The organism is Methanomicrobiales archaeon, assembly GCA_030019205.1.
In the GTDB taxonomy this organism is placed as follows: domain Archaea; phylum Halobacteriota; class Methanomicrobia; order Methanomicrobiales; family JACTUA01; genus JASEFH01.
The window spans coordinates 1-16,481 of the sequence record JASEFH010000032.1; the positions used below are offsets into that span (position 1 = coordinate 1).

Below are 16,481 nucleotides of genomic sequence, written 5' to 3' on the forward strand. Positions count from 1 at the left end.
ATTTCGATGAGCCCTGCAATGTCTTCTGGTACCGGTTGCCGCCGGAACGAATCCTTGGCTATGCGAGGGGCTGGTGGAAGTGATTTAAACGAATTCGGGATACCACAGAAGATGAACCGTCCGCAGTAACGATGACACTCCCGTGCCCTTTTGGGGGGATCCGCCATGGGAAGAGCCGGGTTATGGGCCCGGTCGTCCCATTCTCCAGCGATGATGGACGGACTGCCTGCCTCTCCCCCAATTTCGGGCCGAGGAGGCAGGCACTAGAGTCTCTTCAAGGCCTGAATGATCTTACCGATGGATTCCTTGGCGTCGCCGTAGAGCATCCGCGTGTTGTCCCGGTAGAACAGATCGTTCTCGATCCCCGCGAAGCCCTTTCCCCCGCCGCGCTTGAGTACAATGACGTTTTTCGCCTTCTCCACGTCGAGGATGGGCATGCCGTAGAGCGGACTGCCAGGGCGGTGCGCCGCCGGGTTGACGACATCGTTGGCGCCTATGACGAGGACGAAGTCGGTGTCGGGGAACTCCTGGTTGATCTCATCCCGGTCGAAGAGATGCTCGTAGGAGATGCCCGCCTCGGCGAGAAGGACGTTCATATGCCCGGGCATTCGCCCGGCAACCGGGTGGATCGCGAACTTCACCGTGACGCCTCTGCTCTCGAGCAGGTCGGTCAGCTCCTTCACCTTCTGCTGGGCCTGGGCAACCGCCATCCCGTAACCGGGGACGACAATCACCTTGTTCGCATAGCCCAGCATGACCGCAACGTCCTCGTCCTCGATCGGCTTGAGGCTGCCCTTGACCTCCCCCCCTCTCTCCTCGGCAGCCCCGAAGGCCCCGAACAGAATGTTCGAGATGGAACGGTTCATCGCCCGCGCCATCAGGATCGTGAGAAGAGAACCCGCGGCTCCGACGATGACGCCCGCGACGACCATCGCATAGTTGGGAGTCTCGAACAGGAATCCGTCGAGCCCGACCGCGAGCCCGGTGAAGGCGTTGTACAGGGAGATCACCACCGGCATATCAGCCCCGCCGATCGGGAGGGTCATCAGGAGTCCGAACGTGAGCGAGAGGATGAAGAACAGGGGAAGGTAAACGGAGAGAGAGAGCGGGATCCAGGGCGGCTGCAGGAGCATGAGTGTGCCGAACACGATGGAGAGGGCAAGAACCGCCATGTTAATCGCCTGCTGACCCGGGAACGTGATCGGCCGCGGCCGCATCCAGCCCTGAAGCTTCAGGAATGCCACGAAACTTCCCGAGAACGAGACGGCTCCGATGAGGCCGCCGACGACGGCGAGGGCGATGGTCGCTGCGCTGGTGGCGCCGATGAGCTCCACCGCCGCGATGCCGGCTGCCGCACCGCCGCCCACCCCGTTGTAGATCGCGACCATCTGGGGCATGTCGGTCATCGCGACACGTCTTGCCGCGACAAAGCCGAGCCCGCCACCGATGACGATCCCGAGCGCCATCAGGGCGATGTTGGTGAGGTCCGGCGTCAGGAACGTGACAAGCGTCGCGATAAGCATCGCGCCCCCGGCCCAGACGATGCCGCTCCGTGCCGTGAGGGGGTGGCTCATCCGCTGGAGACCGATGATGAAGAAGAAGATCGTCGCGACGTAGACCGGGTCGATGATCGAGGTGAAGTCGACCATTTCAGTCCCCCCTGTCCAATCTCTTCCCGCTGCGGTCGAACATCTGCAGGATACGCTCCGTGATGACATAACCGCCGGTTACGTTTGCTGCGCCCAGGACGACGGCGATGAATCCGATGATCTGCTCCAGGGTCGTTGTCGCGAATCCCAGAGCGACCATCGCGCCGACGAGCACGATCCCGTGAATGAAGTTCGAGCCGCTCATCAGTGGTGTGTGGAGGATGACGGGGACCCGGCGGATGACGACGTAGCCGGTGAACGCGGCCAGCATCACGATATAGACCGCGGTCCAGAGCGTGGTCGCGCCGATCACGATCCGCCTCCGTTCAGAAGGTCGCGCGTCGGTCCGTGCCGCACCACGCCGTCGTGAACCAGGAGACTCGCGGCCAGGATCTCGTCGCTGAATTCCCTGACGAGATTCCCGTCCCGGTCGATGAGAAGGCCCAGGAACGCCTGGAGATTTTTGGCAAGCATCTGACTCGCATGGAAGGGCACCCGCGCCGGCAGGTTCAGCGGGCCCATGATCGTGACGCCATGCTCCTGTACGGTCTCTCCGGGCCGGGTCAGCTCGCAGTTGCCTCCCGACTCGGCGGCCATATCGACGATGACCGCGCCCGGGCGCATCGTTTCGATGGTCTCCCGGGTGATGAGGAGGGGGGCCCTCCGCCCGGGAATGCTGGCGGTCGTGATGACAACGTCGGCCCGTGCGACGGCGGCAGAGACCATCTGCCGCTCTTTCTCCTTCTCCTCCGCCGTGAGCTCGCGGGCGTAGCCGCCCTGCGCCTCGGCATCGATCTCCAGCTCGATGAAGCGGGCGCCCAGGCTGCGGACCTGCTCGCCTGCGGCGCGCCGGACGTCGTAGGCCTCGACCACGGCGCCGAGCCGTTTCGCCGTGGCGATCGCCGTGAGGCCGGCGACGCCGGCGCCCAGAACGAGCACCGTGGCCGGTCGTATGGTGCCCGCGGCCGTCGTCAGCATCGGAAGAAACTTCGGGCAGTTCGCAGCGCCCAGCAGGGCTGCCATGTAGCCGCCGGCGGTCGCCTGGGAACTGAGCGCATCCATGCTCTGGGCACGGGTGGTCCGCGGGACGAGCTCGAGGGCGAAGGCGGTGATCTTGCGGTCGCGCATCCGGGAGACGGCTTCGAGGTTGCGCGCTGCGTTCATGAAGCCGATGATGATGGTGCCCCCGGCGAGCTGGTCGACCTCGGCAACGGTCGGGGGCTGGACGCGCAGCACGATCTGAGCGCCGTCCAGCAGTTCGGCTCGTGTGAATGCGATCCTCGCACCGGCGTCCGCGTAGAGACGGTCGGGATAGTATGCGCTCATCCCCGCGTCATGCTCGATCCGCACCTCATTGCCCGCCTTCACGAGCTTCTGGACGACCTCTGGTACGGCTGCCACGCGCTTCTCTCCCCCTGCCAGCTCATTGGGAACGGCGATCACAAACGGCATTGCCTGTTCACCCTGTTCATGGTTGATTGCTCCGGAACGACATCTGTGGTATATAAGTGGGGTTTCACCCCTTCAATACTTTTCTAACCCGCACCGCGATTCTAGATGCAGGGACGTGCATCCCGGCAGCATCCCTTCAGCCCGGCAGCACCCGTCCGCATCCCTGTCGTATCCCGCAGTACGGCTGACCGCGGGATTTGCGAGAACCGGTAGAGCGGCGCCCGGGAACGCCGGCAAATTCGTATGCCCCGTCGGCGGCCTTTTCCGGAACGCCTCTCTCCCGAAACCGGGAATATGAGGTGCTCCCTTCCCCTGCGCTACCGCTTCTTAACTCTGCGCACCTTCACAGCAATACCCCGGGTGGAATGCCGCATCTCGTACGCGCCCATGAGGGCCCGTCCCGTGGCCATGATGGCATCGTTCTGCACCAATACCTCGTCGCCCTCGAGGATCTCGGCGTCGGCGGAGAGGATGCCGGGCACCAGAATGTCCCCCTGCGGGACGAAATCCCCGATCGTGACGCGGTATCCCTCGCCTATCATGCTCCAACCCTCGAAGGTGGGCTTCAAGAGCCCCGTCAGGGGGTCGATGCCGAAGAATTGCGTACGCCCGCGAACGACGATCTGCCCGTTAGGCCTACCGCGGATGGAGAGCCCCGCCGTATCCGCGATCGTGCCGAACTGCCAGGAGAGTATGCCGCCGATCCTGTCCTCCTTCACTCTCGGCTCGCCCTCCAGGGCATTCTGCAGGGCGGTGATCGAGGCATCGTCCGTCGGACTGCTGCAGACGGTGCGCTCCAGCTCGATCCCGCAGGCGGAGGCGGCCATCTCCGCGGCGCGGAGGGCTCCGCCGTCCAAGTGGGCGATCACACGTCGGTAGGGATGGGATCGGAAGTACTCCGAAAGGACAGATGCGGCAAAGTGGAGTTCCTCCCGATCCCAGTAGCCGGTCACCGGCACGTCGTAGTGGGCGGCCGGATACACGCGCTCCAGCTCACGGGGTACAAGCGCTAATGGCGAGGTGACGATCAGTTCGTGGGCCCGCCCACCAACGGCGGCAATGAACTTCCGGTGGCTCTGCGAGGCGGAATACGGCTTTCTGGCTGAGCAGGGGAGAAGCACGGCGATCGTGTGGGGGGGTTTCCTGAACCGACGGATCACCCTCTCCGCGAACCTCCGCACCTCCGTCCGCCGCAGGGATTCGGCGGTTGTCGCCAGCAGGGGTGCGGGCCGGGCGACGGGGATGTAGCGGTCGATGAACTCCTTCCTCGCATCCAGATGGCGGAGGATGGAGACCTGGGAGGGATCGATTCGGCTCCGCGCCTCCACCAGGTCCCGCAGGCGGGACCGTCCGATGAAGAGGGAGGCGGTTTCGATCGCGCTGACGAGTGCAGCACGATTGTGCTCGAAGAGATCCCCGTTGCGGCAGCCGTGGCAGGAGCAGATTGCGCCTCCGCACTCCTCATCCTTGAACTCCCCCTCCACGGTGCAGAAGAGCCCCCGTGCCGTGCAGAGGTCAACCGCGCGGTAGTCGAAGAGATCGAAACCGGAGTAGAGGAGCATGTGCACGTTTCCGGGCACTGCTGCCGCCGGAGCGTACCAGACCGTATCTGACGGGACCCGCTCCTTCAGCTGCACGAGCCACTCCACGTACTGACGCGGATTCCGCAGGGCGGTATGCCAGCCGGAGACCATCACCACCGAACCTCCCGGTACATCGTCGCGGGCAAGGGGATGGAGAGCGAGGGGTTCGCCTGACCCGGAACGGTGATATCGCGCCACGAAGTCAGCATCTGCCAGGAGCGGCACGTTGGAGAGGTGGCGCAACGATAGGTCCGGGAAGAGATCCTCCATCTCCTGGGCGGAGGGGAGGGGGACCGTCCTGCCTCCCAGGTCCAGGCGCCCCGTGCGGGCAAGACCGTCCCTCTTTCTGAGCTCACAGCGGATCATGGAGCACTCCTGCGCCGGGAATCTCCTCCACCACGATCCTGCGCCAGCGGTCGCTGCAGGCGATCGAGAAGACAGTATCTGGATGAGCCTCCATCAGGCGCCGGATACCCCGGCACCCGGCCCTCACCATGTCGGCATCCCACGCCGGCACCTCACTCTGCCCGATGGGAAAGGTCTCCGATAGCTCGGAGGGGTAGGCACCGAAGGGCGGCTTGAAATGGAGCACCTCGTCATAGCCCGTCCGGGGCATGCCGTCCATGAGGATCAGCACCGATCTCTTGAGAGCGATACGGCCGATCACATCGGCGAAGCGGTGCACCTCGGTGCGGTCGCAGCTCTCCGAACCACGGTAGAAGAAGCGTCGTTTGGAGACCCGGTCCAGGGGCTCCAGTTCCGAAGCGCGGGTGAGCAGGTGGCGGTAGCCTTCCAGGAGACGTGGATGGCTCCGGCACCGCTCGTCCACCAGCTCGAAGAGGACGCCGTCCTGGATCGCCTGGCGGATCCGGTCGATCTCCGCCAGGCTGACGAGCAGGTTGTGCCGCGCCAGGAGATACTCTCTGTTTTCGGCACTTCGCACCTCATCCGGAGTGTGGCTCCGGCACACCTCGCAGGCGCAGGGGAACTCGTGGAGATCCTGCAGGTGCAGACTCCCGGAGGGAGTCAGGTAGCGCCCCTCGCGGGCGGAAAGGGCGTATGCTGCTGAGTCGAAGAGATCGCATCCCATTGCCACGGCAAGGGCGAACATCGACGGATGACCGGCTCCGAAGAGGTGGACGCACGCGGCCGGAGAGAGACCCTGTTTTGCAGCCATCACGACTTCGACGAGCTCGCGGTAGCGGTAGCTCTCCATCAGGGGAACGACGGCTCCAATGGGGCAGAAGTCGAACGACAACGCCATGACTGCCCGGGCTGCCTCCTCCCGCAGCTCGGGGTAGATCCCGCCCTGCACGGGCCCGGCGATATCGGCACCGGGGAAGGTCTCCTTCGCCTCCCGCAGCCGGGAGAGCGTAACGGCAAGGTCGCTCACCGCGGTGGTCCGATCCGCCTGCGGCGAGGTGGGGATGTCCAGCGGCACCATAATGTCGCTTCCGATCGCCTGCTGGAACGCAAGGGTCTCCCGATTGGTGATCTCGACCTGTCCGTACACCGAGAGCTGATACGAGCCCGAATCGGTCATGATGATCCCTTCAAAATCCAGGACTCTGTGCAGACCGCACTCGAGAGCGCGTTCGCGGAACGCGTCACTGCGGTAGAAGATATAGGCATTCGTGATCAGCCCTTCGACGCCCATCCTCGCCATCTCTGCCGGGGGGACAAGGGGCATATGGGGATTCACGACGGGGAGCAGGGCAGGGGTCGAGAGTGTCTTTGACCCCGCTCTCAACTTCCCTGTTCTGGCGGCAATATCCTTCTCGGCGACTTCGAACCGCATGGGAGCTCTCTTTACATGTATCCGGGTTGATTTAGGTATGTCCTGCCGGTGTGAATAACCTTTGCCAGAAGCGGATCGGGCAGCCGGGGGCACACGGTCACAGGGGGGGCGCAAGGGGGCGCCGCCTCAGGATGGCCCTGCTCCGAAATCTATTTCATGGAGCGGACTCTTCCAGGATCGGCGTATGGATGCCGATGAAGTCTGGAGGAGCATGCTCGGGGATCGGGAGATGGACGAGGCGGAGCGGATCATCCAGCGGGACCTGAAACTGCACATAGCGGCAGGGCGAGAGTTCAACGCCGAGAGGATCGACTGGTACCGCTACGGCCTCATCTGCGGAATGCAGGTCTGCATGCGGCTCTTCTCCGACGATCGCGAGGACATGATGCGGTGCATCCGGGAGCGGACGCGGGAGAGGTTCTAAACAAGAGGCCTTCCCGTGCCCTGAGAAGATCCGGAGCAGAACCCCCTCTCACCGCGGACAATCCTCCCGTTCCCGCTGGATCCTCTCGATCTCCTCCTTCCTCTCCCACCACGTACAGGGGTCTATGCGCTCGAACCTGCCGAGGGGCGGGCACCCTCGGGCTGCATGGCGGGCCCGCTTCTCCGTCTCCGTGAGATCCACGACGGGGCGGATATCGATCACCCTCACCCCCTGCCGCTGGGGGACGACGGTCAAAGGGCCTGCACCCTTCTCCATCTCGTCGAGCTCGCGGAAGAAATCGTACAGCGGGCTCGATTCCCGGATGCGCAGTGTCCTGATTCTGCGTCGTTCAGCCGTCAGATCGCTCCTCCCCGGTTCCGTCCGCAGGGTATGGCCGATGCTGCCGTGTGCCGCTCATGCCCGATCTTCGGTGAATATCTGTCCTTCAAACGTGAATACCTCCGCATCCGCCGACTTCCAGCAGTCTCCCGGGAGACCCGCCTTCTGGCAGGTATGGGCGAGGAACTCCTCGCTGTTCCAGCCGCACTCCACCGGAACCTGCGGGAGCAGAAGTCCGCTCGTTCCCCATCCCCTGACGATGAGACCGTGCCTGCCCACATTCACCATCTCTGCCCGCAGGGCAGGGGGGCCCATGAGCGGCTCGGGCATGGTCAGGATGGTCACCTCCAGCTGCAGAGCAGACAGCTCGTCCTCCCGTACCGGGGGGAACCGAGGGTCCTCCAAGCCTGCCGATACCGCCGCCTCGACGATCGCGTCCCGCAGGGCCATGATGGGATACGGGAGACCGATGCAGCCGCGGAGCATCCCCCTCTTTTTGATCGTGACGAACACCCCCCGCTTCTCTTCGAAGACCGCAGGCATGTGCGGCACCTGAAGATGCTCCTTTCGAACCGCGCTCTCCAGTGCGCGGCGGGCCAGCTGGAGTGCGACGAATCCTTCGTCCCGGGTCAGCACTGACATAAGTAGTAAATACATGGCACACAAATATTTATAGGAGAGGGAGAGTGCAGCCGACGGTGGCCGTCTGCGGCCGCTGAGGAAAGTCCCCCCACCCACCAGGCACGCAGCCGCATGCAAATGCGGATGGCGAGAGCCATGGCAATGACACAGAAACGGCACGGCCCATGGATAGCCATGAAACGACCGAGCTTCCCTGCGAAGCGAGATACGCGAAGAGCGGGACAACTCGTTGAGCGCACCCATGGGATACGTTGAAACGGTGAATCCCTGCGGGTGCAAGCCAGAACAGGGCAACGATCGCCTGGTATCAGCCCGGGTATGGCGCGTTAGCTGAATGCTGCACGGAACTGAAGGGGGCTTACTCCTCCGACTCCGAAAATGCAACCGCTTTTGATGCACAGATTATATATCGTCCTGCCGCCATCAGTATTCCGATGCATATCCCGACACCGACCGAGCTCAAGGCCAGAAGGATCGCCCTTGGGCTGAAACAGGCCGATGTTGCCGCACGGGCGGGCATCAGCCAGTCCATGGTCGCGCGGATAGAGGCGGGAAGCGTGGATCCGCGCCTGAGCACCCTCACGAAGATCGTCCAGGTGCTGAATACGGCAGAACGGCCTGCGCTCACGGCGTCGGACGTGATGCACTCCCCCGTGGTCGGTGTGGCACCCCGCGATGCCATTCAGGATGCGGTTCGGCTGATGCAGGATCGCATGGTCGCGTACCTCCCTGTCCTCGAGAACGGCGTACCTGTCGGATGCATCTCGGAGTCGTCGATCGTCGGCGCGATGGGGCGGGAGGGTCTGCGGGGGAGGAGCCGTGGCGCTGTGCGGGACTTCATGGAACCGTGCGCACCGACTATCCCCCAGGATACCGACATCGAGACGGTGATCCATATCCTCCAGCAGCACCACGCCGTGCTCGTGGTGAAGAAGGCAGAGGTGATCGGCGTGATCACCAGGCGCGACCTGATCGCGCTTCTTCTCTAGAGGAGCCTCACCAGATCCTGCAGCACTGCCCGTGGCTCATCGGCCTTGACGACGCTGGAAGCGAGAAGCACGCCATCCGTTCCGAGATCCACGGCAATTCTGACGCACTCAGCTGAATGGATGCCGGCACCGGTCAGTATCTTTACATCCGGGTTGACCCGCCGTGCCGCCGCTACCGATCGTTCGATGATTCCCGGATCCGCCTTTGCGACCGAGATGCCGCTTCCGATCAGTTCCGGCGGCTCCACCGCCACATAGGTGGGATTCAAAGCCGCAGCAGCCCCCGTTGTGGCATCGTTGTTGGTGCAGACGACGGTCTGCAGGCCCGCCTCCGCACATGTGCGGACGCTCGCCTCGATCTCGGCGAGTGTCAACCGACGCTCGGAGTGGTTGACGAGCGTCCCGACCGCACCCGCAAGCCGGACCGCTTCGGCGGTGATATGCCCCGTATAGGCGCCGGGCGAAACGCCATCCACATGCTGTGCGTAGACAGGTATCTCAAAGTGCTTGCTGATGCGGCGCAGTTCCGTCGCCACCGGCGCAACCCCGATCGCGACTCCGCTCTCCGCAGCCACGTCCCTCGCCGCCCGTGCGATGAGGTCCGCCCTTCCCCCGGTGCCTTCGCGGAAGGACTTGAAGTTGACCAGAATGATTGGAGAGGCCATACATACCGTTCCTTTTCATGCTTAATCTACCTTGGGGCGCGAATCGAAGAACCGTCCCCGGTGATACCCCTGTATAATCCCGCCTGCGTTCGGCAGACCCCTCTGAACCGCAGGATTGCCTCTAACCCTCCCTTTCGTCGTCATCGTCCGCGGATTTTCTGCCGTCTCCCTCCCTATCGTCATCGTCGTCCCTATCCCCATCGTCTCTTTCGTCGTCTTCGTCCCTGCTCCCGTCGGGTGGGACGATGGCAGTCGCCGTGACGGGGGGAGTCTCGACATCCGGCATCGCTGTGATCTCCGGAGTCGGTGCAGATGTGATATTCGAGGTATCCGAGGGCTCGAGTGTCTCTTCTACCCGATCGATGATGTCCCCGAGACGACCCCGGCCCCCCCGATCGTCCCTTTCGGGTTTGGGCTTCTTCGTCGGTTTCTCCTCCGGAGGTTGCGGAGGCGCGGGAGCGATCGTGGGCTCCGGCGTGAGAGCGGGGGTCGGTGGCGGGGGAGTGTCGGGGGCGATTGCCGGAGTCGGTGCGGGTGTCGGAGTGAACGTAGGAACAGGTGTCGGGATCTCCCCCGTATCATTGGCCGGCAGAGGCACGGGAGGGGTCGTTGCGGTCTCGACCACCGGAGGCATCCTGTATTGGTATGGGCGAGGGGTGGGTGTCGGTCTCGCTGTCGGGGTCGCTGTCTGTTCCGGCGGCGGAGGTGTAGCGGGTGTACTCGTGATCGGGACGCGCATGACAGTCGCCCTCGGGAAGCCCGGCTGCGGAGGCGGGGAGGACTCCTGCGGCGAAGAAGCGAGCGATTCGGTTGTGCGGATACCGGAGAATGCCTTGATGCAGACGTTGCTGCCGGGATACTGCAGGGCTAGATCCAGCCAGTTTCTGCCGTCGCTGCTGGTAAAACTCTCACCGGCGTGCGAGCTCGCGCGGCTGGAGTACATCGGAATGGGAACTTCTGCCGGGATACCCGGCACTCCGATGGGTGTCCGTATCCGGATCACCACCGAGAAGTTCCCGCCCGATGTCAGCGGAACGGGGGGATCCAGATCAACCACATGGTAACCCGGCAGCCGGGCAACACCGCTTCTGGAGCGGGCATGCCCCGTCTGGTTGATGGGGCCATTATCCGGATCGAGATGCACGAACACCCGGTACTCCGTCTGCGGTTCGGTGGTGTAGAAGCCGACGGCGGAGAGGGGTTGAGCCTCCTGAGCCGTATAGATATTTGCGTACCAGGCGGCATCCGTCTCATCCCCGAGATGGAGCGTGCCCGTCCATCCCAACGGATCGTGCTGGTACACCGTGGTCGGACTGCTCACGGGCGCTGCAGAGAAGACCAGGTTGCGTCTCCCGATGCCGGTGTCATAGTAGGATACGTATGTATAACCGTCCTCGCCGAAGAGCGTCCCCCCGGTGTTCTTGACGATGAAGGCTCCGTCTCCGGGAGGAATATTCCTGAAGTTCTTCCGGTCGTATGTGTCGTCCCAGCCAACGATGGTGACGGCATGGTTGGCGGCGGGAGGCGGCTGCAGATAGCAGTAGCTGTGCGCCGAGTTCGAGTAATACGGGTCCAGAAAGGGTAGGATGGACGGCTGCCAGTACATCGTCGTATAAACGGCTCCGTAGCGAGTCACCGCCCACTTCAGGTTGTCATTGTCCAGAGGGCCGCTGCGATCCGGTACAAACAGGGCTTCCTGGAGGGAGACGTTTCCGGGCTGACGACCTGCCGCCGCGATCCAGGAGAGGAGGGGGAGGCCGGACCTGTCCTCTGCCGCGCCCTCTCCCCGTGCGAGATAGGCGATCGCCATGAACTCGTTCCCGCCGCCGCAGGGAGCGATATCGAATCCGTGCTCCGCCGTCAGGGCAGCTTCCGAGAAGTCCGCCTTCGTCCCGGGAAGCAGCGAGGATTCCAGAGACGAATATACGGCAAAAGCCCAGTCCGACCGGCACAGACCCTGGCTCTGCACGGACGAGACCCTCCCTTCGCTGCGGAGGTCGAATCGGGCGGGGAATGTTCTCCCCGGTGGCACGACGCTGCCGTTGATGCGGGAGAGATCGAGAGGCGGGGGTATGAACCCCCATCCCTCATCCAGCCACCGCATGGGATCGAGGGCGACTTCCGAAGACGTCTTCTCGAGATACGCGGAGAATTCCAGAGCGGGGGGATGCAGGATCGCGGAGGGTTGCGGGCTGGCACCGGTCGGAGGCGGATCGGACAGGCCTGTACCCGTGGCTGCCAGCACAGCGAGAACAGCGGCAAGCCAGAAGATGCGATGGTACCTCAACTCGATCACCCACAGGGCTTCGGGCTCCCCATTGGCAATTCCTTTATTTTAACCTACCGCCTCCCCGCCATCGGGATATGGTCGTGATCGTCGGATATGGTAGCCGGCAGGTACGGTCTGGAGCAGATTGGAGAAGACGGCGCCGCCAGGATGCGGTGTTCCCGCAAATACCGTCCGGTGCAGCGGAAACACATGATTCTTCTAAGAATGCGCAGTTTCGCCGAGAGACGACGAACCGCGGCGAGGATCGCCGCGAGGGGGTCGGGAAACCCGCCTGTGTCCCCTTTGCGGGATTCCGGGTAGAACTCAGCGATTGTATGCCCTCCCCCCGAGCGAAGGTGCATGTAAAATACTCGTGCCTTCCCGATCCGTGCACCTGTTCACCCCATCCGATCTCCATTCCACCCCCCTGCTCTCGTGTACGGCGGTTCGCAGGTGATCGGGGGGAGGTGCGACGGAGAACCCGTTCCCTTTTCGCAGCAGGGGGCCCTCGGCACTCCGTTCGCGGGGCTGCTCAGTCCCACCTCACGCGGGGGCACTCCGAGTCGCGCCACCTCTGTACCGGATCCCCCAGGCGGATCTCGTAAACTGCAAGAGCCATCCGGACGTCCAACCTGTCGGGACGCAGATGGCGGATCGCCGAACCTTCGGTCAGGTGCATGGTCCTTCCCTCGGACGCTGTAGCTGCGTCGCCCGTCCGGCGAGACGGGAGGAGAGTGGGTTTATGCGGAAAAGACTCCCTCATCCCGATGGCAGAGGATTGGGAATCCTGCACGGAGGAAGAGAGGAGAAGATGATGGCGCCCGGTCTTTGACCCGAATCCCCCCGGAACGGAATGGAGGGGTGAACGGAGATTCGGGTTTTCGGCCAGGGGACGCAGACATCCTACCGCGGGATTCGACGGATTGACGTCGAGGCCCCCGGAGGCGGATCCGTCGAACGGCTGGGATGGGGAGATACGGGCGAGGGGCGCCTCCCCTCTCCCTCATGGAAGCGTCGGACGGTCCCTAGACGACAAGGATAGAAATCGGGTGCGGACTGGTATCGGTCGGGTATCCGATCCAGATTCGTCAGGGGGACCGGTAATGCCCAGAGTTTACTCGAAAAAATCCGGAAAACCCGGCTACATGGAAAATCCAGAAATATTGCAGGCCGGAGAATGAGAAAGACCGCCTCAGGCCTTCTCCCGCCGGATGGAGATGAGATCGCCAAGCGTTGTGCTTACCCTTCCTCCGCCCTTCCCGCCGCCCTCTTCCCCGCCGCACTCGATCAGGCGGATTCCGAGCGCTTTCTCCAGTTTCTTGCGCACTTCGTCCTCCGGGATGAGGTCCCCCTTCTCGATCTTCTTGATCAGGATCTCCCGCTCTTTTATCTCGAGAGCGAGAGTCTTCTGATCCCATCCCCTCGACATACGGGCCTTCCGGATCCGATCCGCATAGTCCTCGACGATATCCCCCTCCATATAATCGAACACGTCCCGTACGTGCCGCCGTGGGGCCGGGCTCGCTCCTGCCGTGGGTCGTCCCCTGGCCTCGCCCCCTCTCTTCTGCTGGATCTCGGTACCGTACTTCGCACATTGGATGCAGACCCTCAGCTCCGCACCCTCGATCTGGACGATTTTGGGGATACCGCGGATATCCGCCCCGCATAGTTCGCACTGCATGGTGTCTCGCAAACATCTTTATAGTCATCCGGGACTATATAGTTAATCGAGGATTTAAATGGCAGACGATCCTTGGGCAGGAACAGAGCCACACAACGATGAAGAGATCTGCAGGTACCTGCTCGACAAAATCGCGAGTCTGGAAAGCCGGAATGTAGAGCTCCGAGAACAGATGCGGCAGTATGAAGCCGAGAAGCGCTATATCGAGACGCAGAAGATCCGCTACGAACGGGAACTGCGCAAACTTAAAAGCGAGCTGGAACAACTCCGGAGTCCTCCCCTTGTCATCGGCACGATCACCGACGTCATCGATAACAATCGTGCGATCGTAAGGAGCAGTGCCGGGCCGCGATTCCTGGTTCGGACATCCCCCTCGATCGCTCCCGAAGACCTGAAGCCGGGTGTGCGGTGCACGCTGAACCAGCAGTCCCTGGCAATCGTCGAGATCCTGCCCATGAGCTACGATTCCCGCGTTTACGGCATGGAACTGGAGGAGTGCCCTCAGGAGCGCTACGAGGATATCGGCGGGCTGGAAGCCCAGGTGATCGAGGTGAAAGAGGCCGTGGAGCTGCCCCTCAAGAGACCGGATCTATTCGAGAAGATCGGGATCGACCCCCCGAAGGGAATCCTCCTCCACGGCCCGCCGGGAACCGGAAAGACGCTGCTCGCGAAGGCGGTCGCACATGAGACCCAGGCCTGCTTCCTGCGGGTGGTGGGATCCGAGCTGGTCCAGAAATACATCGGCGAAGGCGCACGGCTGGTCCGCGAACTCTTCGAGCTTGCCAAACAGAAGGCCCCCTCCATCGTCTTCATCGACGAGATCGACGCGATCGGTGCACACCGATCCGATGCCTCCACCTCCGGGGACAGGGAAGTCCAGCGCACCCTGATGCAGCTGCTGGCCGGCATGGACGGGTTCGAGAGGCGCGGCGACGTTAAGATCATCGGGGCGACCAACCGGATCGATATCCTCGACCGTGCTCTCCTGCGCCCGGGGCGGTTCGACCGCATCATCGAGATCCCGATTCCGACCTACGAAGGAAGGCTCGCCATCCTGAAGATACACACTCGCTCCATGCGGCTTGCAGACAACGTCGATTTACACCAGGTTGCCAGCCTCACGGACGGCAAGAACGGGGCCGATTTAAAGGCAATCTGCACGGAAGCGGGGATGTTCGCCATCCGCGAGGAGAGGTCGGAGGTCGAGCACAAGGACTTCGTAAAAGCGATCGACAAACTGCTGGAAGGGCCGCACCGCAACCACGTCGGTCACCAGGGCTACGGCGCCATGTTTGCCTGAACGCGATCCTCACTTTTTGCGTGATACGACCTAGCAACGGCGGGGCGCCGCTTCTTCGGGAACATCCCACACCTCGATCATGTGGCTTGCATCGGCGATCCCGACGGCGTAGTCGGACACTTCGGTTCCCGCCTCCATGGGCAGGGTGCGGGCGAGCCTGCCGTTGACGATCTCGTAGAGAAGACGGCGGGGCCAGGGGGTCTCCAGCTTCACGTCCCGGTGGTACACCCCCTCGGCGAGCGCCTGCGTGCAGTACACGCCCGGTGCAATCTCGAAGAGGACCTCCCGCACATACCTGCGGATGTACCAGCGGAGTTCGGAGATCAGGGAGAGGGCGCTCCCGAGCGATGCCGTCGTGACCACGACGCCGCAATGCACCCGCCCCGGACGGTAGAACCGCAGAATGGTGCGGCTTGTCTCGGATGCCACAAGCTCCGCGTACAGATCCACCGTTTCGTTCTGAATGAGGAGTATGCGCATTCCTGCTATTCTGAAGTGTATGCCCTGCAACTATTAATAAAACAGATGGGATCCTGTGCGGGAGAGGGGATCGTTCCGAACGCGGAATATTCACCAGGTTTATATGGCCATCCCCCGCACTGAACGATGATGAGAGAGAGGAGAGTGCTCGTCGCACTGGGGGGCAATGCCATCCTGAGGCACAAGGAGAGCGGCACGAAGGAGGAGCAGTTCGAGAACGTGCAGGAGACCGCAGAACATCTTCTGCCGCTGATACGGAGCGGCTGCAGGATTGCCATCACCCACGGGAACGGTCCGCAGGTCGGGGACATCCTGCTGAAGAACGAGCTGGCCAAGCACGTTCTCCCGCCCATGCCGCTCGATGTCTGCGGTGCCGAAAGCCAGGGGATGATCGGCTACATGATCCAGAACTCCCTCACGAACGTCCTCTCATCCGCCGGCATCCACGTGCCCACGGTCACCCTGCTCACCCAGGTTCTGGTGGACAGCCGGGATCCGGCATTCCAGAATCCGAGCAAACCAATCGGCCCCTACTACACCGCGATGGAGGCGGTGAAACTCCGGAGCGAGAAGGGATGGACCGTGATGCAGGACAGCGGCAGAGGCTATCGGAGGGTCGTCCCCTCCCCGGAGCCGCGTGAGATCCTGGAAGGGGAGGCGATCGCCACCCTCTTCAACGAAGGCGCCATCGTAGTCGCGTGCGGCGGCGGAGGCATCCCCGTCGTTCGGGATGCACGCGGATGTCTCCAAGGGGTGGAGGCGGTCATCGACAAGGATCTCTCCGCAGGTCTTTTCGCAGGTCTGATCGGAGCGGATACGCTTCTCATCCTGACCGATGTCGAGAAGGTCTACCTCAACTACGGCAGACCTGATCAGGAGGAACTGGTCGAGGTGACGGCGGAGGAGGCAACATGTCACCAGAAGGCGGGGCAGTTCCCGCCCGGCAGCATGGGCCCCAAGATCGAGGCTGCAGTCCGTTTCGTTCGAAGCGGCGGAGAGCGCACGATCATCACCACGCCGCCCCTTGCAGCGGCAGCCCTGGAAGGCAGGGCGGGAACGACCATCCTTCCCTGAAGCGGCTCTTTGGGCCATCCGGCTCCTGCGTCAGCAGGATCTGCCCGGCACAGGATTCTGTCCTGCTCAGAAAATATCCTTTGAGGACATCCCAAAACTATAAGTCCCTTGCGAACCCTCAGCCCCGGTCATGGCC

At 62.9% G+C, this 16,481-nt stretch carries 15 protein-coding genes and 1 other RNA gene; 5 read left to right on the forward strand and 11 right to left on the reverse strand.

What is annotated here, in order from left to right; genetic code table 11:
• Window positions 1–263: 263 nt before the first annotated feature.
• The 5 genes from QMC96_12360 to tgtA all read right to left on the reverse strand — a co-directional run bounded on the left by QMC96_12360 (window position 264) and on the right by tgtA (window position 6,482).
• Window positions 264–1,649 carry an NAD(P)(+) transhydrogenase (Re/Si-specific) subunit beta gene (locus tag QMC96_12360; GenBank protein ID MDI6877550.1) on the reverse strand — a complete coding sequence of 462 codons (1,386 nt, stop codon included), beginning with the start codon at window positions 1,647–1,649 and terminating at the stop codon, window positions 264–266.
• A 1-nt stretch (window position 1,650) separates the two neighbouring features.
• Window positions 1,651–1,962, reverse strand: a complete 312-nt coding sequence (locus QMC96_12365; GenBank protein MDI6877551.1) for an NAD(P) transhydrogenase subunit alpha — start codon at window positions 1,960–1,962, stop codon at window positions 1,651–1,653.
• Window positions 1,959–3,101: an NAD(P) transhydrogenase subunit alpha gene (locus tag QMC96_12370; protein ID MDI6877552.1), complete on the reverse strand. Its 1,143-nt coding sequence runs from the start codon at window positions 3,099–3,101 to the stop codon at window positions 1,959–1,961. Before QMC96_12370 ends, QMC96_12365 begins: the two co-directional genes overlap by 4 nt.
• 317 nt (window positions 3,102–3,418) lie before the next feature.
• Entirely contained in the window at window positions 3,419–5,050 is a 1,632-nt protein-coding gene (arcS, locus tag QMC96_12375) for an archaeosine synthase subunit alpha (protein ID MDI6877553.1), read from the reverse strand.
• Window positions 5,037–6,482 (reverse strand): tRNA guanosine(15) transglycosylase TgtA, encoded by a 1,446-nt coding sequence (tgtA, locus tag QMC96_12380; protein MDI6877554.1) that lies wholly within the window; start codon window positions 6,480–6,482, stop codon window positions 5,037–5,039. The genes arcS and tgtA overlap by 14 nt, the downstream gene beginning before the upstream one ends.
• Window positions 6,483–6,666: 184 nt before the next feature.
• Here tgtA and QMC96_12385 point away from each other — a divergent pair, with 184 nt between their 5' ends.
• Complete coding sequence (locus tag QMC96_12385; GenBank protein MDI6877555.1) at window positions 6,667–6,906, forward strand: hypothetical protein; 240 nt, start codon at window positions 6,667–6,669, stop codon at window positions 6,904–6,906.
• A gap of 48 nt (window positions 6,907–6,954) precedes the next feature.
• Here the strand turns inward: QMC96_12385 and QMC96_12390 are convergent, their stop codons facing one another.
• Window positions 6,955–7,161 (reverse strand): hypothetical protein, encoded by a 207-nt coding sequence (locus QMC96_12390; protein ID MDI6877556.1) that lies wholly within the window; start codon window positions 7,159–7,161, stop codon window positions 6,955–6,957.
• A 159-nt stretch (window positions 7,162–7,320) separates the two neighbouring features.
• On the reverse strand, window positions 7,321–7,887 hold the full coding sequence (locus QMC96_12395; protein MDI6877557.1) for a TIGR00296 family protein: 567 nt from the start codon (window positions 7,885–7,887) through the stop codon (window positions 7,321–7,323).
• A 34-nt stretch (window positions 7,888–7,921) separates the two neighbouring features.
• On the opposite strand from QMC96_12395, the gene rnpB reads away from it, so the two are divergent.
• Together rnpB and QMC96_12405 are read left to right on the forward strand one after the other, a co-directional pair.
• An RNA gene (gene rnpB, locus QMC96_12400) (RNase P RNA component) lies at window positions 7,922–8,260 on the forward strand.
• 61 nt (window positions 8,261–8,321) lie between these two features.
• Entirely contained in the window at window positions 8,322–8,876 is a 555-nt protein-coding gene (locus tag QMC96_12405) for a CBS domain-containing protein (GenBank protein MDI6877558.1), read from the forward strand.
• On the opposite strand, the gene tpiA is transcribed toward QMC96_12405, so the two are convergent.
• The 3 genes from tpiA to QMC96_12420 all read right to left on the reverse strand — a co-directional run bounded on the left by tpiA (window position 8,873) and on the right by QMC96_12420 (window position 13,491).
• Complete coding sequence (tpiA, locus tag QMC96_12410; GenBank protein ID MDI6877559.1) at window positions 8,873–9,541, reverse strand: triose-phosphate isomerase; 669 nt, start codon at window positions 9,539–9,541, stop codon at window positions 8,873–8,875. The two genes, QMC96_12405 and tpiA, sit on opposite strands and share 4 nt — an antisense overlap.
• Before the next feature lie 121 nt (window positions 9,542–9,662).
• Entirely contained in the window at window positions 9,663–11,837 is a 2,175-nt protein-coding gene (locus QMC96_12415; protein ID MDI6877560.1) for a lectin like domain-containing protein, read from the reverse strand.
• A 1,165-nt stretch (window positions 11,838–13,002) separates the two neighbouring features.
• The gene (locus tag QMC96_12420) at window positions 13,003–13,491 is read right to left on the reverse strand and encodes a multiprotein bridging factor aMBF1 (GenBank protein MDI6877561.1); all 489 of its coding nucleotides are present in this window, start codon (window positions 13,489–13,491) and stop codon (window positions 13,003–13,005) included.
• Between the two features lie 58 nt (window positions 13,492–13,549).
• On the opposite strand from QMC96_12420, the gene QMC96_12425 reads away from it, so the two are divergent.
• On the forward strand, window positions 13,550–14,791 hold the full coding sequence (locus QMC96_12425; GenBank protein ID MDI6877562.1) for a proteasome-activating nucleotidase: 1,242 nt from the start codon (window positions 13,550–13,552) through the stop codon (window positions 14,789–14,791).
• A 30-nt stretch (window positions 14,792–14,821) separates the two neighbouring features.
• Here the strand turns inward: QMC96_12425 and QMC96_12430 are convergent, their stop codons facing one another.
• Window positions 14,822–15,271, reverse strand: coding sequence for a DUF5804 family protein (locus QMC96_12430; GenBank protein ID MDI6877563.1), 450 nt, complete (start codon window positions 15,269–15,271; stop codon window positions 14,822–14,824).
• A gap of 129 nt (window positions 15,272–15,400) precedes the next feature.
• Here QMC96_12430 and arcC point away from each other — a divergent pair, with 129 nt between their 5' ends.
• Window positions 15,401–16,345 (forward strand): carbamate kinase, encoded by a 945-nt coding sequence (gene arcC / locus QMC96_12435; protein ID MDI6877564.1) that lies wholly within the window; start codon window positions 15,401–15,403, stop codon window positions 16,343–16,345.
• The last annotated feature ends 136 nt before the right edge of the window (window positions 16,346–16,481 follow it).

Bases quoted from the DNA above. Each gene is read 5' to 3' on its own strand.
- QMC96_12360 (MDI6877550.1), bottom strand. From the start codon at position 1,649: ATGGTCGACTTCACCTCGATCATCGACCCGGTCTACGTCGCGACGATC.
- QMC96_12370 (MDI6877552.1), bottom strand. From the start codon at position 3,101: ATGCCGTTTGTGATCGCCGTTCCCAATGAGCTGGCAGGGGGAGAGAAG.
- arcS (MDI6877553.1), bottom strand. From the start codon at position 5,050: ATGATCCGCTGTGAGCTCAGAAAGAGGGACGGTCTTGCCCGCACGGGG.
- tgtA (MDI6877554.1), bottom strand. From the start codon at position 6,482: ATGCGGTTCGAAGTCGCCGAGAAGGATATTGCCGCCAGAACAGGGAAG.
- QMC96_12385 (MDI6877555.1), top strand. From the start codon at position 6,667: ATGGATGCCGATGAAGTCTGGAGGAGCATGCTCGGGGATCGGGAGATG.
- QMC96_12395 (MDI6877557.1), bottom strand. From the start codon at position 7,887: ATGTCAGTGCTGACCCGGGACGAAGGATTCGTCGCACTCCAGCTGGCC.
- QMC96_12405 (MDI6877558.1), top strand. From the start codon at position 8,322: ATGCATATCCCGACACCGACCGAGCTCAAGGCCAGAAGGATCGCCCTT.
- tpiA (MDI6877559.1), bottom strand. From the start codon at position 9,541: ATGGCCTCTCCAATCATTCTGGTCAACTTCAAGTCCTTCCGCGAAGGC.
- QMC96_12420 (MDI6877561.1), bottom strand. From the start codon at position 13,491: ATGCAGTGCGAACTATGCGGGGCGGATATCCGCGGTATCCCCAAAATC.
- QMC96_12425 (MDI6877562.1), top strand. From the start codon at position 13,550: ATGGCAGACGATCCTTGGGCAGGAACAGAGCCACACAACGATGAAGAG.
- QMC96_12430 (MDI6877563.1), bottom strand. From the start codon at position 15,271: ATGCGCATACTCCTCATTCAGAACGAAACGGTGGATCTGTACGCGGAG.
- arcC (MDI6877564.1), top strand. From the start codon at position 15,401: ATGAGAGAGAGGAGAGTGCTCGTCGCACTGGGGGGCAATGCCATCCTG.